This is a genomic window from Epilithonimonas arachidiradicis (assembly GCF_003610695.1).
Taxonomy (GTDB): domain Bacteria; phylum Bacteroidota; class Bacteroidia; order Flavobacteriales; family Weeksellaceae; genus Epilithonimonas; species Epilithonimonas arachidiradicis.
Genome location: NZ_RAQH01000013.1, coordinates 80,006 through 88,779 on the forward strand (window position 1 = coordinate 80,006; position 8,774 = coordinate 88,779).

Genomic DNA, 8,774 nt, shown 5'->3' on the forward strand with positions numbered 1-8,774 from the left:
ACTACTGGTTATATACTTTAATTATTAAATTACAAATCATTTTTACATCTTCTAAAGTAAGATCATAATACAAAGGAAGACATAGTATTCTTTTTGAGATACCGTCTGTTATAGCAAATGATTGCGATTCTAAATACGGTAATGATGATGCTAAACTTGGATAAAAATAACGTCTTGTCTGAATTTGGTTTTCATTTAAAATCTGAACAATTTTTAATAAAACATCTTCAGATGGAAATAATACAGGATAATAGGCGTAGTTATTTTTAGATGAAACATGCCAAACAGGTTTTTGCAGTTCTATATCTTTGAGTAATTCATCATAATATTCGCAAATCTCTTGTCTTTTTTTAGAAATACTTTTGATATGATTGAGATTAACTAAGCCCATTGCTGCATGATATTCTGAGTTTTTCCCATTTAATCCTAATTCTGCGAAACTATCAAAACCTGAAATTCCAAAATTTCTTATATAATTTAATTTTTTGAATAGATTTTCGTCATTGCTAATAACCATCCCCCCCTCAACACTGTGATACAATTTGGTAGCATGTAGAGAACAAGTAGATATATCTCCATATTCAAATATGGATTTTCCGTTCACTACTACACCAAAAGCATGAGCCGCATCATAAATTACTTTTAAATTATGCTTTTTTGCTATCTTATCTATTGCTTCCACATCACAAGGATTCCCATAAACATGTGTTGCAAGAATTGCTGTTGTTTCCTGAGTAATAGCTGCTTCTATTTTAGTTGCATCAATATTCAAAGATTGTTGATCGATATCTACAAATACCGGAGTGCATCCTTCCCATACGATAGATGATATAGTTGCTACAAAGGAAAAAGGCGTCGTAATGATCTCTCCTTTTAAATCTAAAGCTTTGATTGCCATCTGTAACGCTACCGTTCCATTAGTTACAAATAGAAGATTTTCAACTTCAAGATAATCTTTAAGTTGATGTTCTAACTTCTTGGACAATGGCCCCATATTGGTAAGCCACTCATTATCCCAGATTTGTTCCAGATATTCTTTATATTCTGAGATTGGAGGAAGAAAAGGTTTTGTAACTAATATCATTTTTTTATCAATTCTTTGATATAATCAATTTCTTTAAATTTAAATAGCAGAACTAATGCTAAGTACAAAATTATATAAATAAAAACTATAAGTATTATTCTAACCCAATCTAAAAAATTAGTCAAAAAGTATTGATCTAATCCAAAAGTAACGGCACCAATAATTGCAACCAATAGAATAGTAGGAAACAAATCCAAAATCTGCTGTACACTATTATAGTTTAAAAACTTACCTGTGTAATGGGTATTAATAAAAAAAGCTATAGTAGAAGTAACACACTGCCCCCATAATAATCCATAAATACCAAAGCGTAAAGAAACCGATATGGTTAAAACAAAAACCAGCTTTTTAATCACCTCTAATCTTAAAAACAAATCCGATCTTCCTTTAACCTTAAGAATGTTGAGATTATATGCATGAATAGGGTACAAGAGCCCTGCAAATGATAAAATCTGAAAATAAGGTACTATAGGAAGCCATTTATCTGTTAATAAAAATCTTATCAAGGGTTCAGCAGAAACTACCATCATTGCAAGTACTGGTGCAATAATAAAAATCACTACTTTCATTAGTTTTTTATAAACCTGCTTTAACCTGACATTATCGTGGCTAATCTTGGCAAATAATGGAAAACTTACTTTGTTGAGTGCATTAGATAAATTAGTTACTGGTAACTGTTTCAAAGAGTCTGCCCTACTGTAAAAACCTAATTGCTGAATACTATAAAACTTACCTATAACTATTGTATAAACATTTCGAAAAGTAATATCCAAAAGTCCGGAAAGTGTCATTTTATAGCCATACTTGAAATGGTACCTAAATTTTTTTTTATCAAAAATAAATTTAGGTTTCCAATCACTATAAACCCAATGTTGTGTAGTAAAAATAAAAGTTTGAATAAGTGCTGAATATACAAGACTCCAGACTCCAAACCCAGAATATGCAAAACCTATCCCAGATATACCTCCAATAATCAAAGAAGGCAACTGAATTTTAAAAGCTGTCTTAAAATTAAGCTCTTTTATGAAATGTGTTTTCTGTACTACTACAAAAGCATTAATTATGATAACTAATGAATAAACCCTAATAATAGGAGTTAGTATCAATAATTTATAAAATTTAGAAATGAAAGGCGCAATAAAAAATATAGTCCCATATAAAACTAATGAGACTGCTATATTAAACCAAAAAACTGTTGATAAATCCATCTCATCAGCATCCTTGGTTCTGATAAGACTACTTGCCATTCCACCATCTATCAAAGTTGAGGCAATTCCAATTACAACACCAAACAATGCAATCGTTCCGAAGTCTTTTGGCACTAATAATCTTGCTAGAATTATACTAATTGTAAAACTAATCAGCTGTGTTCCAAATTGATCTGCAAAAGTCCATACCATCCCAGACAAAGCTTGCTTTCTAAGTGACATTATATACTAGTTTCTCTTAAAAAATCTACTAAAATATCCCCTCTCTTTTACATCACTATAATAGCCATAGCCATATTTGTACTCATATCTAGCGTATTCGGGTTTAACATTATTAAGAATAAAAACCAAATTATTGATATCATTATCTTTTCTAAATTGATCAGCAAATATTAGCATTTCATTCTCCGTAAAATCAGATTTTACAGTATAAAGTAGTAAGTCTGATACGTCTACCAAATGAAGAGAGTCGCTTACAAGCATTACTGGCGCAGAATCTAAAATGATATAATCATATTTTTCTTTAAGATTTGCAATCAAATCATCAAACTTTTGCATATCAAGCAGATCATTTGGATTAGGCGCCTTGGTTCCACTGAATAAAATATCCAGATTATCATTCAGTTGAGAATTGACTATATAATTATCAATAATACCAGATTCTGAAACCAAGAAATCTGTTAGCCCTCTACCATTATATTTAACATACTTGTGTAATTGTGGATTTCTGATATCCGCTCCTATTAACAAAACTCTTGCTCCGCCAGCAAGACTCAATGCTGTATTAATTGAAATGGTAGTTTTACCTTCTCCCTTAACCGAAGAAGAAATAAGTATTACGCCTCCTTTAAAAATTTGTTTTGATCTAAGGATAAATTTAATATTAGAGGTTAGGATCCTGAATGACTCTGCAAAAATTGTAAAATCGTTGTTCTGAATCATTGGTCTATCGCCTTTGTTATAAGGGATTTCGGCTATTATAGGGACATCCGGGATAACAGATTGTATATCCTCTTTTGTTCTAATCTTAGAATCAAGCACCTTAATTATAAAAATAATCAGTAATGGCAGTAGTAGCCCAAAAGCAATTGCAGCGATTCTTATCTGCTTGTAATTAGGTTGTACAATTCCTGTTGTATATGCAGGATTAACCACTTTTGCTTTAGGCGTTGTAACAGCCAAAGTGATAGCGTTCTCTTCTCTTTTTTGCAAAAGATAGAGATATATTGACTCTTTAAGATTACGCTGACGTTCAATATTACGAAAGACTTTTTCCTGCGTAGGATACTTGTTAATTGTAGACTTGTCCTGACCTATCTCCTGATTGGTCTGACCTATCTTTTTTTGTAGCTGCGCTCTTGTCTCCTGCAAATTACTTCTAACCGAGAATAATAAGTCATTCAACTGCTTATCATAGCTTTTGATCGTTGGGTTGATGTCTGTCGCCTGCTTTAAGGTTCTCTTTTTGGTCAGAAGCAAATCATTATACTGTGACAGAAGATTTTCAGTAGTTGTATTAAGACCAAGTCCTGTAGGAAACAATTGTTCTTTACCCGAAACAGCTTTCTCATACAAAGCATTGATCAATTCTAATTGAGCAGACTCGTTAAAAATAGATTCTACATTACCCGTCAATCTTGTAACAGCTACATTAGCCTGAATGTCCAGATCTGTGAGCTGATTAGCTTTTTTAAAATTTTCCTTATCTTTTTCTACTTCGCCCAGATCCTTTGTTATCAAGTCTAGTCTGTCGTTGATAAAATTTTGGGTATTCTGAGCTTCTGCATTCTTATCATTAACACCATCTACATTGTATTGCTTTGTGATTTCATTAAGAATATCTTCTGATTTTTTAGGCGTAAATCCTGTTAAACTAAGATCCATCAAAAGCCCTCCAGGTAACTTTGTTATTACCCCATTTTCCAATTGTTTAACCACATTATTCAAACTATTAAAAACAAGAAAATTCTTATATGGTTTAAACCCTCCTAAGTTCCTTTCAATTTTAATGACACCCCAAGGCAGCTCGATATTCTCGCCATACCTATAAACACCTGTCCCTTTTAAAGGTCCTTCTGATAATCTATAAGAATTCTGATCAACTGGTTCTATATAATAGGTAGCTCCTAAGAAGTCTTTTTTGGATGATAATATAGATCCTTTGTATGGAGCCAAGTTATACAACTCTATTTCTCTAATTTTTCCTTTAGCAAAAAAAGAAACATCCAGATTAAGATTTTTAACAACTTTTTGAAGGATTGGTTTTGATGTGATTACAGCTGCTTCCCCTATCAATTCACTATCATCACTAACCCCCATTCCCAAACTTCTCAAATCATTAAGAGCATTTTTGCTTGGATTTGCCTGTTGAAATAAAAGTGTGGTTTTAGAAGAATACTGTGGTTGGGTATATTTTAAATAAAAATATGACGCAATATAAAACAGAATTACACTCAGTATTATCCAAGGCCAATACTTCAAAAATTTAAATAACTCTTTTTTGAAATTAATTTTTTTGGAATGAGAACTCAAGTTAGAATCTAGTAACTCCATCTGATCAACGTGTAAATCTTATTAATAATGCGGTTGCACTAATAGCAACGGTCATTAACTGCCAAAACAAAGCTTTATTAGGGTTGGTGCTGTTAGCAGCAATTTGTTTGTTTGTATCAGGCTCAACATACAGAATGTCGTTCTGCTGCAAATAATAATAAGGCGAATTAACAATACTTGATTCTGAAAAATCCAAAGTTATTACAGAATCTTTTTTAGTTTCATCAGAGTATCTTAGTAACTTGACACGTGTTCTGTCTCCTGCATCTGTCATATCACCTGCAAGGGCTATTGCTTGGAAAAGATTTATACGTTCCGTAGCTGCTGTTTTCACTCCTGGGCTTCTAACTTCTCCTAAAACAGATATATTGAGATTAACCAATCTTATATCTATCATCGGATCTGTAAGAAAAGGCTTTAATCTCTCTTGCAAATCTTCATTTAATTGCTGCTTGGTCATCCCTTTACAAAACACCTTACCTAAAACTGGAAAATTGATATATCCTCCCGTAGAAACTGTATATTGACTTGGTTTGATGGCAGAATTAGAGTCTGGTATATTTGTTGAATTAATAGAAGAAAGATTAAATGGGCGAACTGCATTTTCGTCAAAAGCCGACACCAGAATTTCCAAAACATCGCCTTCTTTTATTTTTAATCCAAGGTATCTTGCTTCAGTAACTTCTCTTTCAAAGTTATGATTGCTCATATAGATCATATTCTTTTTAGGCTTACAAGATGCTACCAAAAAAAACATGAGAAAAAGGTATATAAGGTTTTTCATTATGCTGATCTACAAAAACAATAATTAATAGTTTTGTAGTATAAAAGTAGTAATATCGTTAATTTGTTTCTCCTAAATAATAACTAACGCCAATTCCTAAGAATCTATTGTATGAAGTATTCTGAGTGTAATCAGGATATATTTTTGCAAAACCTCTATCAAATCTGATAAAAGCTTCCAGCTTATCGCTAACCTTTGCTCCAACTTTTACAGAAAGGCCATAACTAAATTTGTTTATTTTTTGGCCAAGACCAAATTTTGCAGGGTTATAACCCGACATTTCAGCTTCTTTAACCGCATTTCCTTCATCAGTTTTTTCACTAACCAAAAATTCCAACTTAGGCCCCGCCATAAAATAAATATCTCCTTTATAACCATGGTTTTTCAAGTAGTACTTAATATACAACGGCACAGCAACATAAACATTACTATATTTTTGATAATCCACTTTATCCTCGTTCCAATCTCCTTTTTCACCTATTGTATATACTTCCAATTGCGGTGTAAAATAAAGCCATGCAGAATCATAAATATCATTCGGCACTAAGGAAAAATCTGCAAAAACACCAACATTACCACCAAAGTCGCCTTTCGACACCCCATGAATACCTGCAATAGAACCCTTGTGGAAACTCCCTGTAACTCCATATTTTATAGATTGTGCATTTGCAAATCCAAATAATACCAAAGCATATATGATAACTAATTTTTTCATGAATCTTGTTTGAACAAATTTGGGACGAAATTAAGAATTTTTTATTTATTTTTAAGAAATATTTCACTTTGTTGAAATAATTCAATATTAATTTAAGTTAATCTTTGATTATATCACTCATTATTAACTTCTAATATGATGTCGTATTCAAAGCCTTTGGATAAAAGATATTTAATAGTTTTACTTTTTCTCTGATAATCCTTGAGTCCTTTTTGTTTGGAAAAATAATCTTTATAAATCTTATCGATCGTCTCTTCGTAATCATTCTCGTCAATCTCATCCATACATTTGGAAATTAATTTTTCCGTAATGCCTTTTTGTTTAAGATTCAATTTGATCTTATTCTTTCCCCAATGTTTGATATAGAATTTACCTCTTATATAACTTCGGGTAAAGCGCTCTTCATTAAGGTAATTTTCTTTGATGAGATAAAGTAGGATATCATCTTTAGCTTCTGGAATCAAGAGAAACTCTTTCATCTTCTGTTCAACTTCAGAATGACATCTGTCTTGATAAACGCAGTAGTTGACCAGCTTTAATTTGATCTCATCAAAAGTAAACGATTTTTTTTCCATTGTTATAAAAAAAGAATGAGCCATTGCCCACTCTTTATTTTTATTTAATCAATTTGTTAATAATTGAACAATGCTTTTCCTTCCATCAATTCATTAACTTTCTTTTTAACAGAAGCTAATCTATCTTCGTTTTTGATATCATCTACGACTTCAGAAATCAGACCTGCAATCGTTGCCATATCGTTTTCTTTAAGACCTCTTGTAGTAATCGCTGCAGTTCCAAGACGAATTCCGGAAGTTGTAAAAGGCGATTTATCATCAAAAGGAACCATATTTTTGTTACAAGTGATGTCCGCTTTTACCAAAGCTTTTTCAGTTTCTTTTCCATTTACATTTTTATTTCTAAGATCAATCAGCATCAAGTGATTATCTGTTCCACCACTCACGATTTCGAATCCTAAATCGATCATTGATTTTGCCAAAGCCTGAGCATTAGCTTTTACTTGCTTAGCATAAGTTTCAAATTTAGAATCAATGGCTTCTGCAAATGCAACAGCTTTAGCCCCAATTACGTGTTCTAATGGACCACCTTGGATTCCCGGGAAAACAGCGCCATCCAAAACAGCACTCATCATTTTCGTTTCTCCTTTTGGCGTTTTATGTCCGTAAGTATTTTCGAAATCTTTCCCCATCATAATCATTCCACCTCTTGGTCCTCTCAATGTTTTATGAGTCGTCGTTGTCACTACGTGGCAATGTTCGAATGGATTATTCAACAAACCTTTCGCCACCAACCCTGCCGGATGTGCAATATCAGCCCAAAGCGTCGCACCAATTTCATCCGCCACTTCACGGAACTTAGCATAATCCAAATCTCTGGAATAAGCAGAAAATCCTGCAATCAGCATTTTGGGTTTTTCTCTCAGAGCCACTTCTCTCATTTGGTCATAATCTATCAAACCCGTTTCTTTTTGAACGCCGTAAGAACAAACCTGATATTGGATTCCTGAGAAATTAACCGCAGAACCGTGCGTCAAATGTCCTCCCATAGACAAATCCATTCCCATTACTTTATCTCCAGGTTTAAGAACTGAAAGATAGATTGCCGCATTGGCCTGAGAACCAGAGTGCGGCTGAACGTTAACATAATCTACTCCGAACAATTCTTTTGCCCTGTCGATTGCCAATTGTTCTACCTCATCAACAACTTCACATCCTCCGTAATATCTACGTCCAGGATAACCTTCTGCATATTTATTGGTCAGCACGCTTCCCATTGCTTTCATCACGTTTTCGGAAACAAAATTTTCCGATGCAATCAATTCAATACCGTGGGTTTGTCTTTGTCTTTCTTTTTCAATTAATTCGAAAATCGGGTCTTGCATTTCTTAGATTTATTTTCCCAAAAGTAAGAAATTCTCGATAATTTTTTATAACTTTCATTGATTAACATATTCAAAAATGAAATCAAAGAAAAAATATAAAAAGGAACTCCTAAAATCTCTGAAACATCTTGAAGCGGCAGAAAGTGCTTCCCTGAGAGTAATGACCAATCTGATGCTTCTCAAGGAAATGAAAGAAAACAATATCAAGTTCAAAAAAGGCGATGTATTTTCTTTCGAAGACGATATTTTTGATTACAGCGAGGACAAAAACGTCCGCATCCTTGCCAAGATTCGTAAAAAAACAATGAAAGCGATGCAAAAGTTGGTTGAAAACAACAATTTTAAAGATAAAGAGCTGAAGTTTTTGGCTTAAATTATTAATAGTCTTCAAAAGCCTCAGACTTACAATTAATTAAATCCCCTTCTTTGGACTGCCCCCAAAAAGTTAGACACTTTTTAGGGGCATTTTATTTATGGGAATATCAAAATATAGTTTATCATTTAAGTTGAGTTGCATTGAAAGAATTGCA

At 32.8% G+C, this 8,774-nt stretch carries 8 protein-coding genes; 1 reads left to right on the plus strand and 7 read right to left on the minus strand.

Going from position 1 to position 8,774, the window contains the following annotated elements:
- Position 1: 1 nt before the first annotated feature.
- From BXY58_RS16760 to glyA, 7 genes are all read right to left on the minus strand, one after another.
- The gene (locus BXY58_RS16760) at positions 2–1,084 is read right to left on the minus strand and encodes a DegT/DnrJ/EryC1/StrS family aminotransferase (protein ID WP_120215022.1); all 1,083 of its coding nucleotides are present in this window, start codon (positions 1,082–1,084) and stop codon (positions 2–4) included.
- Positions 1,081–2,514: a lipopolysaccharide biosynthesis protein gene (locus tag BXY58_RS16765; protein WP_120215023.1), complete on the minus strand. Its 1,434-nt coding sequence runs from the start codon at positions 2,512–2,514 to the stop codon at positions 1,081–1,083. Before BXY58_RS16765 ends, BXY58_RS16760 begins: the two co-directional genes overlap by 4 nt.
- A 6-nt stretch (positions 2,515–2,520) precedes the next feature.
- Positions 2,521–4,845: a GumC family protein gene (locus BXY58_RS16770; RefSeq protein WP_120215024.1), complete on the minus strand. Its 2,325-nt coding sequence runs from the start codon at positions 4,843–4,845 to the stop codon at positions 2,521–2,523.
- A gap of 4 nt (positions 4,846–4,849) precedes the next feature.
- Complete coding sequence (locus tag BXY58_RS16775) at positions 4,850–5,554, minus strand: polysaccharide biosynthesis/export family protein (RefSeq protein ID WP_229728469.1); 705 nt, start codon at positions 5,552–5,554, stop codon at positions 4,850–4,852.
- A 133-nt stretch (positions 5,555–5,687) separates the two neighbouring features.
- Positions 5,688–6,344 (minus strand): outer membrane beta-barrel protein, encoded by a 657-nt coding sequence (locus tag BXY58_RS16780; protein WP_120215026.1) that lies wholly within the window; start codon positions 6,342–6,344, stop codon positions 5,688–5,690.
- A 113-nt stretch (positions 6,345–6,457) separates the two neighbouring features.
- Positions 6,458–6,925: a regulatory protein RecX gene (locus BXY58_RS16785; protein ID WP_170144264.1), complete on the minus strand. Its 468-nt coding sequence runs from the start codon at positions 6,923–6,925 to the stop codon at positions 6,458–6,460.
- 50 nt (positions 6,926–6,975) lie between these two features.
- The gene (glyA, locus tag BXY58_RS16790) at positions 6,976–8,244 is read right to left on the minus strand and encodes a serine hydroxymethyltransferase (RefSeq protein WP_120215028.1); all 1,269 of its coding nucleotides are present in this window, start codon (positions 8,242–8,244) and stop codon (positions 6,976–6,978) included.
- A 76-nt stretch (positions 8,245–8,320) separates the two neighbouring features.
- Between glyA and BXY58_RS16795 the strand changes: the two genes are divergently transcribed.
- Positions 8,321–8,617 carry a hypothetical protein gene (locus BXY58_RS16795; RefSeq protein WP_120215029.1) on the plus strand — a complete coding sequence of 99 codons (297 nt, stop codon included), beginning with the start codon at positions 8,321–8,323 and terminating at the stop codon, positions 8,615–8,617.
- Positions 8,618–8,774: the final 157 nt, after the last annotated feature.